The sequence below is a fragment of the Streptomyces sp. KMM 9044 genome (assembly GCF_024701375.2).
Taxonomy (GTDB): domain Bacteria; phylum Actinomycetota; class Actinomycetes; order Streptomycetales; family Streptomycetaceae; genus Streptomyces.
In genome coordinates, this window is sequence record NZ_CP113910.1 from 7,141,958 (window position 1) to 7,163,229 (window position 21,272).

The 21,272-nt window shown below is 72.0% G+C and carries 18 protein-coding genes and 2 pseudogenes; 12 read left to right on the forward strand and 8 right to left on the reverse strand.

The window, feature by feature from the left end:
• Window positions 1–194: 194 nt before the first annotated feature.
• Together HUV60_RS32135 and HUV60_RS32140 are read left to right on the forward strand one after the other, a co-directional pair.
• Window positions 195–872 (forward strand): lytic polysaccharide monooxygenase auxiliary activity family 9 protein, encoded by a 678-nt coding sequence (locus HUV60_RS32135; RefSeq protein WP_257853575.1) that lies wholly within the window; start codon window positions 195–197, stop codon window positions 870–872.
• Window positions 873–1,162: 290 nt separating this feature from the next.
• Window positions 1,163–3,211 (forward strand): DUF1996 domain-containing protein, encoded by a 2,049-nt coding sequence (locus HUV60_RS32140; RefSeq protein WP_257853773.1) that lies wholly within the window; start codon window positions 1,163–1,165, stop codon window positions 3,209–3,211.
• Between the two features lie 497 nt (window positions 3,212–3,708).
• Here HUV60_RS32140 and HUV60_RS32145 read toward each other — a convergent pair whose 3' ends face one another.
• Together HUV60_RS32145 and HUV60_RS32150 are read right to left on the reverse strand one after the other, a co-directional pair.
• A complete protein-coding gene (locus HUV60_RS32145) occupies window positions 3,709–5,985 on the reverse strand; it encodes an MMPL family transporter (RefSeq protein ID WP_257853576.1) in 2,277 nt (758 codons plus the stop codon).
• A gap of 582 nt (window positions 5,986–6,567) precedes the next feature.
• Window positions 6,568–9,231: a SpoIIE family protein phosphatase gene (locus HUV60_RS32150; RefSeq protein ID WP_257853577.1), complete on the reverse strand. Its 2,664-nt coding sequence runs from the start codon at window positions 9,229–9,231 to the stop codon at window positions 6,568–6,570.
• Window positions 9,232–9,469: 238 nt separating this feature from the next.
• Between HUV60_RS32150 and HUV60_RS32155 the strand changes: the two genes are divergently transcribed.
• From HUV60_RS32155 to HUV60_RS33710, 4 genes and pseudogenes are all read left to right on the forward strand, one after another.
• Window positions 9,470–10,081, forward strand: coding sequence for an AMIN-like domain-containing (lipo)protein (locus HUV60_RS32155; RefSeq protein ID WP_443047562.1), 612 nt, complete (start codon window positions 9,470–9,472; stop codon window positions 10,079–10,081).
• A 251-nt stretch (window positions 10,082–10,332) separates the two neighbouring features.
• Window positions 10,333–10,599, forward strand: a complete 267-nt coding sequence (locus HUV60_RS32160) for a hypothetical protein (protein WP_257853580.1) — start codon at window positions 10,333–10,335, stop codon at window positions 10,597–10,599.
• Between the two features lie 176 nt (window positions 10,600–10,775).
• Window positions 10,776–11,585, forward strand: a pseudogene (locus HUV60_RS32165) (oxygenase MpaB family protein); the annotation flags it as partial.
• Between the two features lie 467 nt (window positions 11,586–12,052).
• A complete protein-coding gene (locus HUV60_RS33710) occupies window positions 12,053–12,256 on the forward strand; it encodes a hypothetical protein (protein WP_331462060.1) in 204 nt (67 codons plus the stop codon).
• 212 nt (window positions 12,257–12,468) lie between these two features.
• Here the strand turns inward: HUV60_RS33710 and HUV60_RS34145 are convergent.
• From HUV60_RS34145 to HUV60_RS32195, 6 genes and pseudogenes are all read right to left on the reverse strand, one after another.
• Window positions 12,469–12,615, reverse strand: a pseudogene (locus tag HUV60_RS34145) (adenosylcobinamide amidohydrolase); the annotation flags it as partial.
• Entirely contained in the window at window positions 12,606–12,731 is a 126-nt protein-coding gene (locus HUV60_RS34150) for a hypothetical protein (RefSeq protein WP_443047473.1), read from the reverse strand. The pseudogene HUV60_RS34145 and the gene HUV60_RS34150, both read right to left, overlap by 10 nt.
• Before the next feature lie 77 nt (window positions 12,732–12,808).
• Window positions 12,809–13,246 carry an ATP-binding protein gene (locus HUV60_RS32180; protein ID WP_257853581.1) on the reverse strand — a complete coding sequence of 146 codons (438 nt, stop codon included), beginning with the start codon at window positions 13,244–13,246 and terminating at the stop codon, window positions 12,809–12,811.
• Window positions 13,247–13,321: 75 nt separating this feature from the next.
• Window positions 13,322–13,471, reverse strand: coding sequence for a hypothetical protein (locus tag HUV60_RS32185; protein ID WP_257853583.1), 150 nt, complete (start codon window positions 13,469–13,471; stop codon window positions 13,322–13,324).
• A 156-nt stretch (window positions 13,472–13,627) separates the two neighbouring features.
• Window positions 13,628–14,713, reverse strand: a complete 1,086-nt coding sequence (locus HUV60_RS32190; protein WP_257853584.1) for a DUF6745 domain-containing protein — start codon at window positions 14,711–14,713, stop codon at window positions 13,628–13,630.
• Window positions 14,714–14,803: 90 nt separating this feature from the next.
• Window positions 14,804–15,130: a hypothetical protein gene (locus HUV60_RS32195; protein ID WP_257853585.1), complete on the reverse strand. Its 327-nt coding sequence runs from the start codon at window positions 15,128–15,130 to the stop codon at window positions 14,804–14,806.
• Between the two features lie 231 nt (window positions 15,131–15,361).
• Between HUV60_RS32195 and HUV60_RS32200 the strand changes: the two genes are divergently transcribed.
• The 6 genes from HUV60_RS32200 to HUV60_RS32225 all read left to right on the forward strand — a co-directional run bounded on the left by HUV60_RS32200 (window position 15,362) and on the right by HUV60_RS32225 (window position 21,228).
• A complete protein-coding gene (locus HUV60_RS32200) occupies window positions 15,362–16,321 on the forward strand; it encodes an STM4015 family protein (protein WP_257853586.1) in 960 nt (319 codons plus the stop codon).
• Between the two features lie 10 nt (window positions 16,322–16,331).
• Window positions 16,332–17,522: an STM4014 family protein gene (locus HUV60_RS32205; protein WP_257853587.1), complete on the forward strand. Its 1,191-nt coding sequence runs from the start codon at window positions 16,332–16,334 to the stop codon at window positions 17,520–17,522.
• A gap of 134 nt (window positions 17,523–17,656) precedes the next feature.
• Window positions 17,657–18,478 (forward strand): STM4013/SEN3800 family hydrolase, encoded by an 822-nt coding sequence (locus tag HUV60_RS32210; protein WP_257853774.1) that lies wholly within the window; start codon window positions 17,657–17,659, stop codon window positions 18,476–18,478.
• Window positions 18,475–19,848, forward strand: a complete 1,374-nt coding sequence (locus HUV60_RS32215) for an STM4012 family radical SAM protein (protein ID WP_257853589.1) — start codon at window positions 18,475–18,477, stop codon at window positions 19,846–19,848. The genes HUV60_RS32210 and HUV60_RS32215 overlap by 4 nt, the downstream gene beginning before the upstream one ends.
• A 46-nt stretch (window positions 19,849–19,894) precedes the next feature.
• Window positions 19,895–20,803: an STM4011 family radical SAM protein gene (locus tag HUV60_RS32220; protein ID WP_257853775.1), complete on the forward strand. Its 909-nt coding sequence runs from the start codon at window positions 19,895–19,897 to the stop codon at window positions 20,801–20,803.
• Entirely contained in the window at window positions 20,800–21,228 is a 429-nt protein-coding gene (locus HUV60_RS32225) for a hypothetical protein (RefSeq protein WP_257853590.1), read from the forward strand. Before HUV60_RS32220 ends, HUV60_RS32225 begins: the two co-directional genes overlap by 4 nt.
• Window positions 21,229–21,272: the final 44 nt, after the last annotated feature.

Genomic DNA, 21,272 nt, shown 5'->3' on the forward strand with positions numbered 1-21,272 from the left:
GTCGAACACGCCATGACCGGTACGGAAGTGGCGCAAACGGGTGTTGCCGCTCCGTTTCATGAGGCGCAGCCTATGGTTCTGGGAGCGCTCCCATGGATGTTTCCGTATCCGCTTCGGCGCGTACGCCCCAGTGCATCCAAAGCTCCGCACACGGCACTTCGACGTCCGTACCCCCCACCCGGAAGAAGGAGATCATGAAATGGCATGATCATGACCTGTGTGTACGTATCGCATCGCGTCCCTCGCTCGTCCTGAGTGTTCTCGTCGCCACGCTGCTGTGCCTGGTCCCCTGGAGCGGCACCGCGGCCGCGCACGGCTCGGTCGTCGATCCGGCGTCCCGCAACTACGGGTGCTGGCTGCGCTGGGGAAGCGACTTCCAGAATCCGGCCATGGCGGACGAGGACCCCATGTGCTGGCAGGCGTGGCAGGACAACCCCAACGCCATGTGGAACTGGAACGGCCTCTACCGTGACGGCTCCGCCGGTGACTTCGAAGCCGTGATCCCGGACGGTCAGCTGTGCAGCGGCGGACGCACCGAGGGCGGCCGCTACCACTCCATGGACACGGTGGGCGACTGGCAGGCCGGCAATGTGGACAGCGACTTCACCGTCCAGTTGTACGACCAGGCGAGCCACGGAGCGGACTACTTCCTTGTCTATGTCACCCGGCAGGGCTTCGACCCCATCACCCAGCCGCTGACCTGGGACGACCTCGAACTGGTGTCCTCCACCGGCTCGTACGGCCCGAGCCAGAACTACTCGATCCCGGTGAGTACTTCCGGCTACAGCGGCCGCCATGTCGTCTACACGATCTGGCAGGCCTCGCACATGGATCAGACGTACTTCCTGTGCAGTGACGTGAACTTCGGCTGACCAGCCGTTCCTCGAGATGTCCGGCCCCCGGATGCCCCGCCGTGCACGCCGAGCCGGGCGGGATCCGGGGGCTCGGGCGCGCCTGAGGATTCCTGAGATTCTTCGAAGAAACCGTGAGGCGCTTGAACACACCGCGAAGCACCTACGTATGAGGCGTGGGAATTTCATGCCCACCCCCGCGACTGAAGCGTAGGAGTACTGCCTTGCCACGCAACACACGCAGACGCCCCCGAGGGCCACAGCGCGCGACCTTCGCGGCGGTCGCGCTGATCCTGGGCGGAGGGGGGTTGATGGCGGCCAATGTCTACGCCTCCGCGACGGAGGACGACACCGACGGAGCCGTTCGGGCGCGGGTTCTCGGTGGCGCCACCATCGACTGCCCCGATGTGGGGACCAACCTGACCACGGTCCCCGAGAAAGCGCGGCCGGCCGTCGACAAGGAACTCGCGGCGCTGGACGAGCAGGTCGCCCAGGCCTACCAGCGCCTGGCGGAGTCCGCCCCGGCCATTCGGCAGGATCCCGGCGTCGCCGACGAGAAGGTGGTGGGGCCGCTCGAGGCGGAGCGCACCGCGACCCTCGGCCGCATCTCGGTCGCCATGGAGCAGGAGGGCGACCGCCCCGAGGGCCTCGGTGAACTCGCCGACTGCTCCGTGGTCGACTCCGGCAACGCCTCCGCCCAGCCCGGTGAGGACCAGGACGGGAACGGTCAGGAGGGCGGACAGGGAGAAGAGGGCGCGGAAGACGAACAGGGCGGCGGAAACGGTGGTCAGGCGGGCAACGGGCCCGTCGTCGCGGACTTCGTGGACATCCAGAGCGTCCAGCCCAACGCGGCCAAGCCCGCCGACTCGGCCGACGCCTCGAAGGGCACCTTCGTCAGTAGTTGCGGCGTCAACGAGAACGGCCTGTTCAACTCGGACAACGTGATCGCCGCCCCGGGTGTCACCAACGGCGCACACCACTTCCACGACTACATCGGCAACCAGGCCACCAACGCCTTCTCCAGCGACGAGGAACTGGCGGCGGCCGACACCACCTGCGAGAACCAGGGCGACAAGTCGTCGTACTACTGGCCCGTGCTGCGACTGCAGAACGGCACCGAGGAACAGGACGCCAATTCCCCCGGCGGCGGCATCGAGGGCAACGTCGGTGAGATCGTGACCCCCAAGGAGGTCACGCTGACCTTCGTCGGCAACCCGCAGGGCGAGGTCACGGCCATGCCGAGGCTGCTGCGCATCATCACCGGTGACGCCAAGTCCTTCGTCAACGGCCCCGCCAACGCCAACGCGTCCTGGAGCTGCACCGGCTTCGAGGACCGACAGCTGGCGGACAAGTACCCGCTGTGTCCCCAGGGCAGTGACGTGGTCCGCACCTTCGACTTCCAGAGCTGCTGGGACGGCCGCAACATCGACAGCGCCAACCACCGCACGCACATGGCGTTCGTGGACCCCCAGGGCAACTGCCCCTCCGGCTTCACGCCCGTGCCGCAACTGGTCCAGCGCATCGTCTACGACGTCGACGCGCCGAGCCTGGACGACGGCGGCGCGACCACCCCGCTGTTCGCCGTGGACTCCTTCCCGGAGCAACTGCACAAGCCGGGCACCGACCACGGCGACTTCATCAACGTCTTCGAAGAGGACCTGATGCAGGAGATGGTCGACTGCATCAACAGCGGTCGCACCTGTGGTGCCGGCGTCGGCGACGGTGAGCAGCCGGGTGAGAATCCGGAGGAGGAGCCCACCGAGGCGCCCGAGGCCCCCGACGAGGGCGGTAACGACAACGGAGGCAACGGCAACGGCGGCGACGACGGTGCCGGGCAACCGGGTGACAACGGCGGCAACGGCGACGATGGTGCCGGGCAACCGGGTGACAACGGCGGCAACGGCGACGACGGTGCCGGGCAACCGGGTGACAACGGCGGCAATGGCAACGACGGTGCCGGGCAACCGGGTGACAACGGCGGCAACGGCGACAACGGCAACGGTGACGACCAGCAGGAGAACCCCTCGGAGCCCCTGGCCGACGCCCCGGCCACCGAGGAGCCCGCGGGTGACGAAGCCACCGCGCCGTCCGGTGACGAGCAGCCCGATGTCCGGGCCTCGGCCAACGCCGACGACGTGGCAGGCGCTGGTCAGAACGACGACGGAGCCGGCCAGACGACGCCGGGTGTCGGCACGGCGACCGACGACGGCGGACAGCAGGCCGCTGCCGCGGACTCCACCGAACCGCAGGCCGTGAACGGCGGTCTGGCCGACACCGGAGCCCAGCTCTGGCCGGCGGCGGTGGGTGCGCTCCTGCTCGTCGCGGGCGTCGTGCTCCTGCGTCGCGTGCGACGCACCTGAGCACCCACACCGGGGCTCGGCCGATCCGGCACGGCAGGGCTGAACCCGGACGTCCCGCAGGGTGAGCTGCGGGTGCGGTGCGGCGGCGGCAGGTCCTCGGGGACCTGCCGCCGCCGCACGCCCGGGTACCCCGGCGTCCGTGCCACCCGGGCCCACCCGCTAGCTCCGTCCTCCGCAGGTCACCCGTTCGGGAAGATCAACTGATCACAGCTGGTCAGCCACCGATCAGCGCAGCGGTCCGCGGTGCAGAACCCGCCGAAGCACGATCGCTTCAGGACCGTGATCCAGTCCGGAGGCTGTGCAAAAGAGTGACCCGCGGAGGATGGAGCTAGCTCCGTCTCCCGCAGGTCACCCGTTCGGGAAGATCAACTGATCACAGCTGGTCAGCCACCGATCAGCGCAGCGGTCCGCGGTGCAGAACCCGCCGAAGCACGATCGCTTCAGGACCGTGATCCAGTCCGGAGGCTGTGCAAAAGAGTGACCCGCGGAGGATGGAGCTAGCCGGGCGTCCGGGACCGCGTCGGCGCGTACCCGCCTTCCGTGTCGATGTGCGGCAGGATCCGGTCCAGCCACCGGGGTGTCCACCAGGCATGGCTCCCGAGCAGCGTCATGACTGCCGGGACCAGCAGCAGGCGTACGACGGTGGCGTCGATGAGCACGCTGACGGCGAGCCCCAGACCGAGCATCTTGACCACGATGTTGTCGCTCACGACGAACGCCGCGAACACGCTCACCATGATCAGCGCGGCGCAGGTGATGACCCGCGCGGTGATCTCCAGGGCGTGGGCGACCGAGGCCCTGGCGTCGCCGGTGCGCAGCCAGGCCTCGTGGACGCGGGAGAGCAGGAAGATCTCGTAGTCCATGCTGAGGCCGAAGATGATCGCGAACATCATCATCGGCACGTAGCTCTCGATCGGCACCCTGCCGGACACGCCCAGCGCCGGCCCGCCCCAGCCCCACTGGAAGACGGCGACGACGACGCCGTAGGAGGCGGTGATGGACAGGACGTTGAGGACAGCCGCCTTGAAGGCGACGAGCAGTCCGCGGAACACGGCCAGGATGATCAGGAAGGCCAGCACGACCACCACACCGATGATCAGCGGCAGCCGCTCGGCGACGATGTCACGGAAGTCGATCTGCGCCGCCGTCGTGCCGGTGACGTACGTGTCCGCGTCCGTGCCCCGCACGGCGTCCGGCAAGGTGTCGCGCACCAGGCGGTCGGTCAGGTCCGTCGTCGTGGCGCTCTGCGGGGAGGTGGCCGAGTACACCGTGCCGACCAGCACGTCACCGTCCTGCGTGGCCGTCAGCGGCGTGACCGCCGCCGTGTCACCGACTCCGTCCAGGGCCTTCTGGGCCTGCGAGGCGAGGTCGGACCGGTCGGCGTCCGGCACCGAGGTCTGGTCGATGACAACGGTGAGCGGGCCGTTGGAGCCGGGCCCGAAGGCGTCGGTCATCAGGTCGTAGGCCCGACGGTCGGTGAAGGAGGTGGGGTCGGCGCCGTCACCGATGTGGCCCAGCTGGATCGAGAACACCGGGACCGCGAGGACGGCGATCGTGGCGGCACCCGCGGCCAGGAACCACCAGGGACGGCGCTCCACCCGCCGTGCGTACCGATGCCAGACGCCCTGCGGTTCGGCGCCCGGCCCGGCGTCGGTCTCGGCCAAGGGACGGCGCACCCGGTAGCGGTCGATCCGCCGGCCGATCAGCCCCAGCAGAGCGGGCACCAGGGTCAGGGCGCCGACGACGGCGGAGACGACCGTGACGGCCGCGGCGAGCCCCAGCTTCGAGATGAAGGAGACACCCGACGCGGACAGGCCGGCGAGCGCGATGATCACCGTGCAGCCGGAGACGACGACGGCCCGTCCACTGGTGGAGGTGGCGCGGCCGGCGGCCGACACCGGATCCCGGCCGTCCATGACATCCTGCCGGTAACGGGTGATCAGGAAGAGCGCGTAGTCGATGCCCACGCCGAGGCCGATCATCGTGGCCAGGGTCGGTGAGACCGTGGCGAAGGTGAACGCCGCCGCCAGCAGGCCGAGGAGGGCGAGACCGCCGACGACCGCGAGCAACGCGGTCAGCAGGGGAACGACCGCGGCGATCACGCTGCCGAAACCGATCAGCAGGACGACGATCGCCACGGCGAAGCCGATCAGTTCGCTCAGGCGGTCGTTGGGCGCCGGCCTGGCCAGCTCACCGAGCGGCCCGCCGTACTCGACCTGCGCCCCGGCCGTCCGCAGCGGCTGCACGGCGTCGTCCACCCCGTCGAGGTAGCCGTCGCCCAGGGTGGAGGGCTGGACGTCGAAACGGACCGTGATGTACCCCGTCTTCCCGTCGGAGGACAGTGGGCCCACATCCGGCTGTGAGGAGCCGGACCCCGTGGCCGAGGAGGACGCCCCGGTGGTTGACAGCGGGTTCTGTGCCGACAGCACGTGCGGCAGCTTCTCCAGATCGGCCACCGCGGTGGACATCTGCGAGCCGTAGGCGGTCAGTTGCTGCTGCCCGTCGTGCAGCACGATCTGGCTGCTGTAGCCACCGGCCTGGGGATCATGCCGCTGGAGGACCTCGACGCCCTGCTGGGACTGGGAGTCCGGCAGCGTGAAGTTGTCCGAGTACGTGCCGCCGACGGAGCGGCTCGCCACCTGGAGTGCTACCAGGGCCACCAGCCAGGCCACGACGACGATCACGAAGTGCCGGGCGCACCACTCGCCCAGCCGCCGCAGCACCCCCGCTCTCCGCCCGCCCGTCCCCTCGTCCCCGCCGTGATTCGAAGGCATGGACGTGATCTCCTTCGCCCCGGTCATCCACCGAGGCCGAGCCGTTCCCGGCCTCGCCTCCATTACATGCGGGATGGATCACCCAGGCATCCCGGAGCCGAGAGCGGTGGGCCGGGGCGAGCGGACTCAGGGATGGGCGGGCAGGCCGGGGAAGGTGGGGACGGAGGGCGGGGCCCGCCGCCGGGGTTCGTACGGGAGGTGCCGGGGCGTACCGGCACCGCGCCCGGTCGCTGCCGTGCCGGCCGTCCGGCACCCCGTGCATCGAACGGCTGCCCGAGATGCAGTGCCTCTCGACATCGAGGGCCGGACCGCCTTCCTCACCACCACCGCGGTCCGCCTGCGGGGCCGCCGTCCCGAACAGCTCGTCGGCACGCGGTCCTGGCAGGCACCGCCCCGGCTGGACGACCCGGTCCACGAGGACGGCTGTTGCACGGCCGTGACCAGACGCCTGCCCGTGACCGCGGTGTGTGCCGCCAGGACCTGCCCCGACTCACCGACCGCCTCCTCCACACGACGGACCAGGACCCTGAGCCCTCCCCGGAGGAGAGGGCGCGAACAGCCGGGACTCCGGCGCAGGAGAGGTCAGTCCCCCGGCGCCCGGCGGTATGCCGTGAGGAGCAGCGCCACGTCGTCCGGCCGGTCATCGGCCCTGCGGGCCGTCCTGACCAACTGGTCGGCGAGCTCCTCCACCGAGTCCGCACCGCTGTACGCGAGCGTGCGGCGAACCGCCTCGATCCCGGTCTCGATATCGCTGCCGGGCTGCTCGACCAGCCCGTCGGTGTACAGGGCGAGGGTACTGCCGGGTGCCAGGGTGAGCGCCGTGATCGGGTAGAAGGCGTCCGCCTCGACGCCCAGCATCACGCCACCGACGAGATCCAGGATCTCGGTATGGCCGTCGGGGTGGCGCAACAGCGGCGGCGGATGGCCGGCCCGGACGGCGAAAGCACGGCCGGTGTCCGGATCGAGTTCGACGTAGCAGCAGGTGGCGAAGGCGTCCGCCTCCAGATCGGCCAGCAGCCGGTTGGTGTGCGTGATGACCTCCTGCGGCGGGTGCCCGCTGGCCGCGAAGGCGTGCACGGCGCTGCGCAGCTGCCCCATGACGGCCGCGGCCTGGACGCTGTGCCCCTCCACGTCCCCGATCACCAGCGCCACCCCGCGCTCGGTCCTGAACACGTCGTACCAGTCGCCGCCGATGGCCAGGCCCTGGGTTCCCGGAAGATAGCGGCCGGTACTGACCAGCCCTTCGATCGCGGGCAGCCGGTGCGGTAGCAGCCCTTCCTGCAGGCCCCGCGCGACGGCTGACTCGGCATCGTACAGCCGGGCCCGCTCCAGCGCCTGGGCGGCCAGTCCGCTCAGCGCGATCAGCGCGGAACGCTCGTCGGGAGTGAACCGGTGGGGGGCCTCCCAGCCGAGGATGCAGGAGCCGACCGGACGGCCCGACGCGATCAGCGGCAGGAACGCCCAGGCGCGCATCTGGTCCAGGGCGATCCCCGGATACGCGCTGCTCAGTTCCTTCGGTGACTCGTAGAACAGCGGGAACCGAGTGGTCAGCGCGTGCACGCCGGGCAGCTCCGAGTCCAGAGGGGTGCCCTCGAACGGGGCGAGGAAGCCCTCCGGATAACCGGACTCCCACAGCAGGTACATCCGCTCGTCGCGGACCGCGTAGAGGGCCAGTTCGCGTGCACCGAACGCGGGCAGCAACTGTTCGGACACCGCCCGGCACACGTCCATGACGGTGGCGGCCTCAGTGAGCGCACTGGCTATCTGTACGACGTGGTACAGCGCTCCCGCGCGGGGGGCGGCGACCTCCGCCGGCGGTGGCACGGCGGGCTCCGCGCCGCGCGGGACGGCCCCCGCCCTGCCGGCGCCGAGGACCGTCCCCGGGGCTGTTCCGGGCGCCGCTCCGGCCTCGGACACCGGTCCGGCCACGACTCCGGCGGGCGGGCCGGTGCGGAAGACACGGCCGGTCAGACCGTGCACACCGGGGTAGAGCACGAAGCCCAGCCAGGCGCCGTTCGGGCCCCGTACCGGATAGGACACCGGCTCCTGCGACAGCATCGCCGCGCGGTAACGGTCCTCGTAGTCCGGATCGTGCAGCCAGGTGATCACCTGCCAGGGAGAGTGGCCGAGCAACTCGTCCCGCCCGCAGCCCAGCAGCTCCGCACAGCGCTGGTTGGCGTAGGTGACCCGGCCGTCCTGGTCGAGCGAGAACAGCCCGTCGGGCAGCCGCTCGGCGGCCTCCGATGCGGTGACCCCGCCCACCGCATCGACGAGCGCCCCCACCAGGAGCCTGCCCGCCGACCCCGCCCGTACGACATGTCCCCACAGTTCCACCGGCCGGTAGCGGAGCCGGCCGTCCTCCGCGCTCTCGTCCAGCGCCCGGAAGTGCCGGGACCCGATCCGCAGACCCGCCCTCGCCTCGCTCCGGCAGGCCCGCAGCTCGTACACGTCGTCCGGGGACACCCGGGCCTCGATGTCCGCCAGGGTGCCGCCGAAGTCCTTGCGGGCTAGCCCGAGCAGCGACAGTGCCTCGTCGTCCGCCCACCATCGGTCACTGTCCAGATCCCACTCGACCATGCCGAGCCGCAGGGTGTGGGCCGGCGGGGTGGGCAGTCGCACGCTGACCGGCTGGCCGTCGTACCCGGTCCGGTACGCCACGGCTTCCGCGGCCGCCGACGTACCGCCGTCCGTGGCCGTCGGGGCAGGGGAGGGGGCACGCCGGACGAACCCCGTCAGGCGCTCCTCCATGCTCCGCCCCGCGTCGTGCAGCACGCGCGCCACCGCCGCCCCCATCGGTTCCCGCGGCGCCGACCGCAGCACGACCAGGACTCCGACGGTCTCCCCGCCCACCGCCACCGGCTGGTAGGCGGAGGCGAACGAATAGGGCAGCGCGGCGGTGAACTGCGGGAAGCGCAGCATCGTCGCCCGCTCGTCCGGCAGCCACAGTCGCCTGCCCGAGCGGTACGCCTCGGCCATCGGCAGCGCGCCGCCCACCGGCACCCGCCACCACGGTTTCAGCAGAGACCGCGGCACTCCGGTCACCACGCACAACATCAGCGAACGCCGGTCGCGCGACCGCAGGTACACCAGGCCGCCATACCCGCCGAGGGCCTCGACCGCCGCCACCACGGGCCGCGCGAGCACGTCCTCGATCCGCTCCGCGTCGTCGGCCCCGCCCGGCGCCGGGCCGGTGCCGGGCCGGTCTCCCGGCCGCTCTCCGGCCGGTACGGCGGCTGCCTCTTCCATCTCGCGTCCTCCCGGTGCGGACGCACGGGACATCATTCGCTTCCCACCAGGATGTGCCATGGCCGGTGCTCCGGCGCGGCGGGAACGGCCCCGGTCCGTCCCAAGGACGCCCGGCACGAACCGGACCCGCTGTGGACGCGTCCCGGGCGTGAACGGGATCTGCCCACAAGAGCGCAACCTTTGGGTGAACCCGGCTGTCTCACCAGATATCGGCAGGAGCAACCCCTAGGAGCATAAAATAATGCAAACCAGAACCGTCTACGTGACCCTGGCGCTCGTGGGCGCCGCCCTGAGTACGGCGGCGGTCCCCGCCGTCGCCGCCCAGGCCGCAGCCCGGGCGGCGACGGTCTCGTCCGCGGTGTGCCCCACCGGCTGGGGCAGCCAGGCCAAGAGCGACACGGCCGGCACCGCCCCGACCACACCGGTGCGCGATGTCAGGACCGGCCGCCACGACTGCTACGACCGGATGGTCGTCGATCTGCCGGGCGCGGGCGGCAGTGGCAGCGCCGGCGCCGTCGGGTACACGGTCCGGTACGTCGACCGGCTGTACCAGGACGGCTCCGGCGTCCACGTCCCCGTCGCAGGCGGCGCCGTCCTCGAAGTGCGGGTGGCCGCACCGTCCTACGACCCCGAGACCGGTGATCCCACCTATCCGGCCCGCGCGGGAAAGCCGCTGCCAGACGTGGATCCGAGTGGGTACCGCACCTTCAGGGACGCCCGGTTCGGCGCCAGCTTCGAGGGTGACACCCAGATCGGGCTCGGTGTACGCGCCCGGCTGCCGTTCCGGGTGCTGCAACTCCAGGACCGTCTCGTCATCGACGTCGCCCACAACTGGACGGGCGCCCGCTGAGTTCGCGCACCGCCCGGCCGGAGCGGACGCACGGCAGGACCGCAAGCCATGCCTTTGCTCCGGTGCGGGACTCTGCTGCTCGATTCGGGGGAGGGTCACGCACCGCATCCGGGAGGGGCCGGCCGGGGCCGGACCGCCTCCTCGCGAGACCCGTTCCCTGCGCCCCGCCGACAGGCCGGCGTCCCTCTCCGCAATGGAGCAACAGAGTCGTGCGGGCGGCGATTGTCAGTGGGGGATGCCACCCTGCGGGTATGGACGAGCTGGAGTTCATGCGCGGCAGGGTCTACGGGGCGGACCACGACGATCCGGGACCGCGCGACGGGCGGTTGTACGTGGAACTGGCCGGCGGGCCTCTGGACGGTCTGCTGCTGGACGTCACCGACCGTCTGGAGACGGAACTGCGCGGCGGTGTCGGGCTGCCCACCGAGATGGGCCGATACGGCGCGGGCGGTCGCGCCCTGTACGTGCCCCGCGCCGGTGACGGGAGTGTGTTCGATTGGAGGGGGGACCTTCCGTGAGGCCCGAGGCACGGAGGGAAAACAGGAGGTGCACGCCGTAACGCCGCGGCTCGTGGGTACTGGATGGTGAGCGAGGCCGGCGACGTCGTGGAGCGCCGCCCGGCCGTGCGCCGGTCGGCCCTCGCGGGCGCAGGGAGGCGATGCGGGCATGAGGGCTCCTCTCGGACAACGGCCGTGTGCTGCGCGACCGGATCGGTGATGTGATCTTCTCCCGGGTGGCGGGACCGGACGGGCCCGAGAACCAGGCCCGCATCCACGGCACGCCCGGCCCGCGCTGGTTCGGTCCCGAGCGTCCGGTCCGGCAGGTGCACGGGGACGCCCCGATGTTCACCGGTGGGCTGTCGGCGCTGCTGCTCCAGTCGCTCCATCCCCTGGCCATGGCCGCCGTCGCCGGGCACTCGGGGTTCCGCGGCGACCCCTGGGGGCGCCTCCAGCGGACCAGCACCCTCCTCGCCATGACCACCTACGGTCCGGCCGACAGTGCCCAGCGAGCCGTCGACCGGGTACGTGCCGTGCACGGCACCACCTCCGACGGCCAGGAGTACCGTGCCGCCGACCCCCATCTGCTGTGCTGGGTGCACATCGCGGAGATCGATTCCTTTCCCCGTGCCCACCAGCGCCTCGGCGCCCGGCCGCTGGACGCCGCCGACTGCGACGGGTACGTCGAGGACATGGCGCGCATCGCCATCGCGCTCGGTGTGCCCGACCCACCGACGAACCGCGCCGAGCTCACCGACCGGCTCGCCGCCTACCGGAGCGAACTGCGCGCGACCCCCGCGGCACGCAGTACGGCGCGTTTCCTGTTGCTCGACCCACCCGTGCCCGTCCTCGCGCAGTTGCCCTACGGCGCCCTCGCAGCCGGCGCGGTGTCCCTGCTGCCGGTCTGGGCCTTGCGCGCGCTGTGGCTGCCCCGGGTACCGCCCGCCGAGGACGTGTTCGTCCGCCCGCTCGGCGCCGCCGTGACCGCCGGCATTCGCTGGGCCATGGCGTCCGGCGAGCGCGCACGGCGCGGGCAGGAGGACCGACTGCCGGGGCCGGGGCGGGGCGCCGCCGGTTTACGTGCCCGGCCGTGGGCACTTGGTGCCGACCGGTGCGAGGAGGGCTCACGCGTCCGGCGCACTCGTGTGGGTCTGGCCCCAGGAGGTCGTCGTGGCGGTTTGTCATCGTCTGATCAGAACGCCTGCGCGGACCGTCCGGGAGGTCCTCGCGGACGGCAGTCGTCATGCGGACTGGGTGGTGGGAACCTCGTTGTCCGAGCCCGTGCGGGGGCAGTGGCCCCCAGCTCGGGTCCGCAATCCGTTACGAGACCTGGATCGGGCCCCTCCGCCTGGCAGGCGAGACGGTCGTCCGGCGCTGCGAGCGGGGCGAGGCTCTGGAACTCGAAGCAGGGGAGGGCCCACTCGGCACGGCGCGGATCGCCGTACGGCTGCGGCCCTGGGGGAAGGAGTGCCTGGTGACCGTCGACGAGCACCCCCTGCGGGGCGCCGACCGCCGACTGCGCCGTTCGGCCGCGAAGGCGTTGGTCCAGCTCCGCCACGGCGCCATGCTCGCCAGGCTGGCGGAGGTCTGTGAGACCGACGCCGCCGAGTGGGAACGCCGCCGCGCGCTCGGCCAGGTCGCCGCGCCCGAGCCCGGTCGCAACGGCACCCGTGCCTGAGCCCGGGACGCCTCTCGACGTACGAGGCTGGGCCACGACGATGTTGATCGTGCCGGGCACGTACGCGTGCGCCGTCCGTGCCGTCCTTCCTGGCCCAGGGGGCCGCGGCCCCGCCACGTACGTCGACGCCCGACGTGACGATCGGCCTCCGCACCCCCGTCGTGCACGTGGGCATACGAGGCGATGTCGGCGGCCGTCATCGGACCGACCCCCGGACCGAGCGCGCCCGCACCGGTGGCGAGGTCGGCGAGGTGCCGGTCGGGGTCGGTGCGGCGGTAACCGTGGGAGACCTGCGCGTTGAGGACCCAGGACCGCTCGCCGATGCTGCCGCCCAGGACCGCGCTGCTGATCATCCGCATGCCCGGCCCGGGAATCCCCGCAGGGCGTGCAGCGGTTCGTCGTCCTCGACACGGGTCAGGCGGCGCGGGAGCAGCAGTCCGGCGGAGATGCGGGGCGGCGGGAGGACGGCGGTCACCGGGCGGAACTCCTCGGGAGGATCGGGGTCGGCCGATCGTATGCCGGGGGTGACCGCCTTGCCCACGGGAAGCCCGGTCAGCGCTCCGCTTCCGTCTTTGGCGCGTCCTTCGGCCGCGGTCCCCGGAAGCAGGCGGTGACGGACTTGCCGTGCGGGCAGGGGCGGGTCTCCCACTCGTCGGCCAGGGCGTTGACGAGAAGCATGCCTCGTCCGCCGGTGCCCTCCGTCCCCGGGCTGCGACGGGCCGGCAGCTCTGCCGAGGTGTCGTGGACGGAGATGTGCAGACAACGGCCGTCGCGGGACAGGGTCAACTGGGCGTTGCTGTGGGCGTGCCGGTGAGCGTTGGTGACCAGTTCCGACACGGTCAGCAGCACGGCGTCCACCGTCTCGGGCACCGTGGTGGTCCAGCCCAGAGCGTCGAGGTAGTCGCGGGCCCAGTCGCGGGCCGCCTTCACCTCACCGCCCATCGGCAGGGTACGCGCCCAGCCCACTGCGCGCACCGACGATCCGTCCATGAGGGTCCTCTCTGATCACGCCTGCGGCCCGGACCTTCCCGGACACCGGGCCGCACCGAGGGGCGGCGGAGCCGGTCAGCGACGTCCGCCGCGGAACTTGCCCAGCAGCCGCTGGGCCTGCGCCCGGCGCCGGGGATCGGCCGCGGCACGCCGCGCCTGCTCGGTCGCGCGCCGCCCCTGAGGGCTCCTGGCGAACCGCTTGATGCGCTCCACGATGCCGGCCATGAGGGCTCCTTCCACGGGACCGCTCTCCGGCGGCCCGGTCGGCCGCCGAGAGGTCACTCGTCGGTCTCTTGCTCGTCTTCGTTCTTGGTCCTTGCCGGTTCCTTCCTTCACCTACCCCCTGGAGGCGGAGTCAGCCCTGCGGACGGCGGAAGGACCTCACGTCTGCTTCAGCGGCTCGTACACCTCGGGCGCGAGCCCGAACGTCCATGCCACTCCCTCCCGCGCGGTCCGCGTCGTCGGCGGCACCCTGAGCCAGTACGTACGGTGGGTGCCGTCGTGCTCCGGGGTGGAGTTGACGACCTCCACCATCACGACCGCTTCGTCGCCGTCGAGTTCGACCCGCCAGAGCGTGCCCGTCTCGTCCCGGTGGACGGGCTGCGCCCCGGAATCGGCCAGGTAGCGGTCGTAGCCGTAGTACTCGAGCATCACCCGGCGCAGCTCGGCGTTCTCCTCGGCCCGGACCCGCTCCGGCGTGAGGGCGCGCAGTTCCTCCAGGAAGGCACGCTTCACCGGCATGCCGCGCCAGGCGCACAGGGCGAACCCGTCAGGGAACTCCAGCGCCGGGCCATCCCCGTGGTTCAGCCGGCCCGCCTCGTCACGGTGCAGGGCGACCGGGCGCTCGCACACCACCGTCACCTTCTCGAACGGCCACCACCAGCCGGCGCTGCGGCACACCTGGGCCGGCCCGTCGAGCGGGGACGGGCCGTCGGCGTCCAGGGCGGCCAGCCACGGCGCGTCGTGCTGCCCGAGCAGCGCGTCCAGCAGGACCAGTCGTATCTCCGTACGGGCACCTGCGTCGCCGGCCGCGAGATCGTCGAGCACCCCGGCGCGGATCCGGTCCACCAGCACCTGCGTGGAGTCCCAGAGACCACCACCGGTCGCCCACCAGTGGCGTGCCCAGCCCGCCGCGCCCAACCGGGCGTGCAGGCGAGCGCGTTCGGCGGCCCAGGGCGCTGTGCGTACCGCCTCGCGCACGCTCGCCCCGAAGTCCGTGCCCTGCCGCACCAGCGTCGCGCCCTCGCGCGGCGAGCCGGCCCAGACCATCCGCTCCGGCTCCGGCAGCCCGGCCCGCCGGTAGGCCAGCCGGATGCCCTCCTCGGCGGTGGCCCGGTCGGCGCGCACCGTACTCGCGGCCCAGGCCCGCCAGTGCCCCGGGCCGCTCTCCACGCCGTCCCCGCCCGCCGCTGCTGCAAGGCCGCCGGTCACGGCCGACACCCCGTTCGTCCGCTCTGTCGTCGTCATTCCCAACGTCCTCTGTCCGTGCCGCTCGTTCGGGCCGTGCTTCTTGGTGCTTCTTGGTGCTGCGTGCCCGGTGCCTGAAGTCCGTGCGGCTCAGTCGGCGACGATCCGTACCGAACCGGGGACGTACTCGCGCTGCCGGATCACGCGGTACCACCCCTTCGGCAGTGAAATCGTCGCGTGCTCCTCGTGCACCACCCGGCCGCCCTCGGGCAGATGCAGCAGCAGCGGCCCGAAGGGGCCCGGCTCGCTCATCAGTTCGCCCTTGCCGACGACCGCGTGCGCATGCCCGGTGACCTCTCCCAGGGCCAGCACGAGCCGGCCCCGGACATCGCGCGGCTCCTTGGGCGCGTCCGGGACGTGGGCGGGCACCGCCTCGTCCGCGACGGGCACGATGAGTACGTCTCCCTGCCGGTACATGGATCTCCCCTCCCCTCCGGCGCACGGTGCTCCGGAGTCCATGCGAGGACCGTAGGAGCCACCACTGACAACGCACCTTCGCGAGGCCCGCCGCCGGGCGTTGTCAGTTGCTGTTGGTAGAACTGCTGCACGCACCGTCAAAGGGCCGCTCCCGACCCGGGGCCCGTGACGGCGCCGAACCTCGTACCACCACTCGTCCCTCACCCGCGTCACATGTCAGGAGCGCTTCGCATGACCATCGGTGACAACCTCGAGAAGCTGTACGGCCTACCCGCCTTCTCCTTCCCCGGACCGTCCGGGACGACGGCGGAGCTGCCCGAGCCCGAGGCCGTGGCCTGGCGGATCGCCACCAGCTCGTACGACGTCGAGGAGACGTGGGAGGAGGCCTTCGCCCGGTTCTGCGCCCAGGTCGACACGAGCGGGGTGCGGGCACTGATCGTCGGCCCCTGGGAGGACGCGTACGACTGGGCCCCGTCCGAGGTCATCCAGGCGCTGCTGGCCGCGCGTGACCGTCTGCCCGCCCTGCGGTCGGTCTTCCTCGGAGACATCACATGGGAGGAGTGCGAGATCTCCTGGATCAACCAGACCGACGTCACCCCCCTGCTGAACGGCTTCCCCGCCCTGGAGGAGTTCGGGGTGCGGGGAGGCCAGGGACTGGAGTTCCCCGCTCTGCGCCACGAGGCGCTGCGCTCGCTGACCATGGAGACCGGCGGTCTCCCGGCGGAGGTCGTCCGGGGCGTCGGGGCCAGCGAACTGCCCGCGTTGGAGCACCTCGATCTGTGGCTCGGCACCTCGTGGTACGGCGCGGACAGCGAGGCCGCCGACCTGGAGCCGATTCTGTCCGGTGACCGCCTCCCGCGCCTGCGCCACCTCGCGTTGCGCAACAGCGAGATCCAGGACGAGGTCGCCGCCGCCGTGGCGTCCGCCCCGGTGGTCGCACGCCTCGACGTGCTCGACCTGTCCATGGGCACCCTCAGCGACGACGGTGCCGTCGCTCTCCTCGGCGGTCAGCCGCTGACACATCTGGAGAAGCTCGACCTGCACCACAACTACCTCAGCGAGCCGCTCAGGCAGCGCCTGAGCGAGACCTTCGCCGCCGCGGGCGTCGAGGTCGACCTCGACCCGGACGCCGCCGAGGCGGGCGAGGACGACAACGGCACCGCCCGCCGCTACGTGTCCGTCGGGGAGTGACGACCGAGTGATGCAGGCCCAGCCGCCTGTCCCGGGGCCCGCCCGGGCCGGGGCGACTGCCTCGACGGCCGGTCCGCCCGCGCGCTTCGCCGTCGTGGGCAACCCGGAGAACCGCAGGGTCACCCTCTTCACCGAGGGCGTACGCGCGGCCGGCTTGCCCGCACCGCGCATCGTGGCCTGGGCCGACGTTTTGCGTGCGGGCGGGGCGGACTTCGCGGCCGACGAGATCGTCCGGCTCGACTCGCCAGGAGAGAACCCGGAGGTCGACCGGCTGCTGCGGGACATCCAGGACCCCACGAGGGTCGAGGGATCGGCACTCTGGTACGCGCGGTTCATGCGGGCGACGCGGGGGCTGCGGGGCGGCGTCCGCCTCGACGGCACCGACGACCTGGCCGTCCTGTTCGACAAGCGGCGCTGCCACGCGACCCTCGATGCGGCGGACGTCCCCGTGCCCCGGTCGCCCACCTCCGGAGGAGACGCGGCACCTGTCCGGGGCTGGGACGACGTCCGGGCACTCATGCGCGAGCACCGGATGCCGAGGCTCTTCGTCAAGCCGGCGCACGGCTCCTCGGCCTCCGGCGTTCTCGCCGTCGAGTCGTCGGCCGCCGGTCGCATCCGGGCCACCACCTCCGTCGAAATCGCGCCGGGCAAGGCCCTGTTCAACTCCCTCGAACTGCGCCGCTACGAACGGGAGCGGGACATCGCCACGATCGTCGACACGCTGGCACCCGAGGGACTGCATCTCGAACGCTGGCTGCCCAAGGCCTCACTGCGGGGCCGCGTCGCCGATCTGCGGATCGTGGTGGTGGCCGGCCGTGCGACCCACGCCGTGGTGCGCACCAGCACCTCACCACTGACCAACCTCCACCTCGGCGGAAGCCGCGGCGACCTGGATGCGGTCCGGGAGGCCGTACAAGCGGGAGGCGGCCGGTGGTCCGACGTCCTCGCCGTGTGCGAGCGGGCGGCGGCCTGCTTCCCCCGCACCCTGTGTGTGGGCGTCGACCTGCTCCCGGCCGTCGGCTGGCGCCGGTTCGCGGTCGGCGAGGTCAACGCCTTCGGCGATCTGCTGCCCCGCCTCACGGGTCTGCCGGGCAGCGGAGCGGAGGGCCTCGACACCTGCGCGGCACAGATCACCGCTGTTCTGCACCGCAGACGCCCCACAGCACCCGAGCCGTCGGCACCACGCGCAGCACCCGCATGATCCACACAGAACAGGAACCACCACCCATGCCCGCGCCTGACCCGACGCCCCCCACGCCCGCACCGCGCGACCCGCAGGCCACCGGCCCCGCCCCACCCCCGGAGCACCGCCAACCGGACCGGCACGAGCCCGACATGAGCCAGATCGTCGGCAGTCACGACATCCTGCTCGTCACGCTCGACACCCTCCGCCACGACGTCGCCGCCGAACTCGCCGCCACCGGCCGCACCCCGAACCTGGCCCGCCTGCTGCCCGGCGGCCGGTGGGAGGAGCGGCATGCACCGGGAAGCTTCACCTACGCCTCGCACCAGGCGATCTTCGCCGGCTTCCTGCCGACGCCGGCCACCCCCGGCCCGCACCCCCGTCTGTTCGCGGCACGCTTCGCAGGCAGCGAGACCACGGCCGACGGCACCTTCGTGTACGACACCCCGAACCTGGTGTCGGGCCTGGCGAAGGAGGGCTACCGCACGGTGTGCATCGGCGGAGTCGGTTTCTTCAACCGGCAGGGTTCCCTCGGGTCGGTACTCCCCAAAATGTTCCAGGAGTCCCACTGGGAACCGGAGTTCGGCGTCGCCTCGCCCACCTCGTTCGAGGCCCAGGTGACCCGCGCGGAAGAAGTCGTACGCGAACTGCCCGACGAGCAAAGCCTGTTCCTCTTCGTCAACGTCGCCGCCCTGCACCAGCCGAACTGGTTCCACCTGCCCGGCGCCACCCGGGCCGACGGCGACACGCGCGCGACGCACGCCGCCGCCCTGGAGTACGTCGACCGGCACATCGGCCGCCTCTTCGCCGCCGCGAGCAGCAGGCGCCCCTGCTTCGCCGTCGTCTGCTCCGACCACGGCACCGCGTACGGCGACGACGGCTACACCGGCCACCGCATCGGGCACCCGTCCGTGTGGACCGTGCCCTACGCCCACTTCCTCCTGGACCACACCCCCGCCGAGGCCGCCCGATGACCACCGTCACCAGCCCCCACCCCCGCACCGGCGGCACGCGCCCGGCGAGCCCCTACCAGAACTACGTCTACGCCTACCCGCACAAGACCGCCTACCGTCGGCTCCCCGACCGCCCGCTCCTGCGCGACCTGTGGGCCGCCGAACCCAAGGACGCACTCTCCCTCTACCTGCACATCCCGTTCTGCGAGGTCCGCTGCGGCTTCTGCAACCTCTTCACCCGTATCGGCGCCCCCGACGGCCTCACCGATGCCTACCTGGACGCCCTGGACCGGCAGGCGACCGCAGCGCGCGAGGCCCTGGGCGAGCGGAACGACGTGCGGTTCGCCACCGCGGCCTTCGGCGGCGGCACTCCCACCTTCCTCACCGCCGCCGAACTCGAGCGGCTCTGCGACATCGCCGAACACCGCATGGGCGCCGACCTGCGCGCAGTCCCCCTCTCCGTGGAGGCCTCGCCCGCCACGGCCACCGCCGACCGGCTCGCGGTCCTCGCAGCGCGCGGCACCACCCGGCTGAGCCTCGGTGTCCAGAGCTTCGACGACACCGAGGCCCGCGCCGCCGTACGACCGCAGCGCCGCGCCGACGTCGAGGCGGCCCTCGGCCGCGTCCGCGGCGCCCGCATCCCCGTCCTCAACATCGACCTGATCTACGGCATCGACGGCCAGACCGAGCGGACCTGGCTGCGTTCCCTGGACGCCGCCCTGGCCTGGCAGCCCGAGGAGCTCTATCTCTACCCGCTCTACATACGCCCCCTGACCGGCCTCGGCCGTCGCGCACCGGACACCGACCCGGCCTGGGACGAGCAGCGGCTGCGCCTGTACCGGCTGGGCCGCGACCACCTTCTGGCCCGCGGCTACACCCAGCAGTCCATGCGCATGTTCCGCCGCGCCGACGCCCCGCCGCAGGGGGCCGACGACTACGCCTGCCAGACCGACGGCATGATCGGCCTCGGCTGCGGCGCCCGCTCGTACACCGCCGGCCTGCACTACTCCTTCGACTACGCCGTCGGCATGCACGAGATCCGCGGCATCATCGACGACTACGTCCGGCGTCCGGCCGCAGACCTGGCCCGAGCCGAGTACGGCCGGGTGATCGGCACCGACGAGGCCCGCCGCCGCCACCTCATCCAGTCACTGCTCCAGGCGGACGGCCTCGACACCGCCGACTACCGGGCCCGGTTCGACAGCACGCCCCAGGACGACTTCGGCACCGAACTGTCCCGGTTCGCCGACCGCGGCTGGCTGGCGGACGACGGCCCGCGCGCCCCAGTGCTGCGGCTGACCCCGGAAGGGCTCGCCCACTCCGACGCCATCGGACCGGAACTGTTCTCCCCGGCCGTCCGGGCAGCCATGGCAGCCTACGAGCGGAAGTGAGACCCGCCCCGTGAACCGCTCCGTGACCAGCCCCCCGAACGGCCCCATGGACCTGACCGTGCTCTACCGTGGCCCACTCGCCTCGTGCGACTACGACTGCCCGTACTGCCCCTTCGCCAAGCGGCGCGACAGCCGGGAGCAACTGCGCGCAGACCGCGCCGCCCTGGAACGGTTCACCCACTGGGCCACCACGCAGACCGGTGACCGCCTCTCCCTCCTCTTCACCCCCTGGGGCGAGGGTCTGGTCCGCTCCTGGTACCGGCGTGCCCTGACCGAACTTTCCCACCGGCCGCACATCCGCCGGGTCGTCATCCAGACCAACCTAAGCTGCCGAACCGACTGGCTCGCCGACGCCGACCTCGACACCCTCGCCCTGTGGTGCACCTATCACCCGGGGCAGACCCCGCACGACCGCTTCCTGGCCAGGAGCCACGAGCTGGCCCGCCTCGGCGTCCGGTTCAGCGTCGGCGTCGTCGGCCTGCCCGAACACCTGGAGCCGGCCCGGCGGCTGCGCGCCGAACTGCCGGACCAGGTGTACCTGTGGGTCAACGCAGCAGAGGGCCGCACGTACGACGACACCGAAGCGGACATGTGGACGGCACTGGATCCACTGTTCGGCTACAGCCGTCGCCCGCACGCCAGCGCGGGCCTGCCCTGCCGTACCGGAGAGTCCGTGATCTCCGTCGACGGCGAGGGCACGGTCCGCCGCTGCCACTTCGTCCGCACCGAACTGGGCAACCTCTACGACGGCAGCTACCGGCAGGCCCTGACCCCACGCCCCTGCCCCCTCACTAGCTGCGACTGTCATATCGGCTACGTCCACCTCGAGACGCTGCCGCTGTACGACGTGTTCGCGGGCGGTGTCCTGGAACGCGTCCCGGCGACGCCCGCGCGACGTGGGTCGGACGACGGGATGGGTTTGCCGCAGGATTCAGCGGCAAGTCGGTGTCCATGAGTGAACAGAACAAGAGCCAGAACCAGAAGACCACCTCCTCCCGGAACGCCGTGGCCCAGGCCCAGAACGCCACGGAGAAGGCGACCGCTCCCGCCGCGTGGGCGGCAGGCGGCGCCGCCACCAAGGCGGGTGACGCTGCGTCAGCGGCCAAGTCGGGCGCCGAGCGCGCGGCCGGAGCGGCGAACGGCGCCGTGCAGAGCGCCGCCAAGGGCGTCGAGGCGGGCCGTAAGGCGGTCGTCGCCACCTCGGGTCAGGTCGCCGCCACGGCGGTGACCGCCTGGACGGTCCTCTCGAACCGCAAGCTCGTCGCCGCCGGTGTCGGAGCCGGCCTGACCGTACTGAGCGCCGCATCCTACGCGGTGGGCCGCCGTGCGGAACGCCACGCCCACGGTCCTCTCACACGGATGACCGGCGGACGCATCTGACCCGTGGGGGGGGGCGGGACGGGCGGTTCCATTCGCGCGGTGCA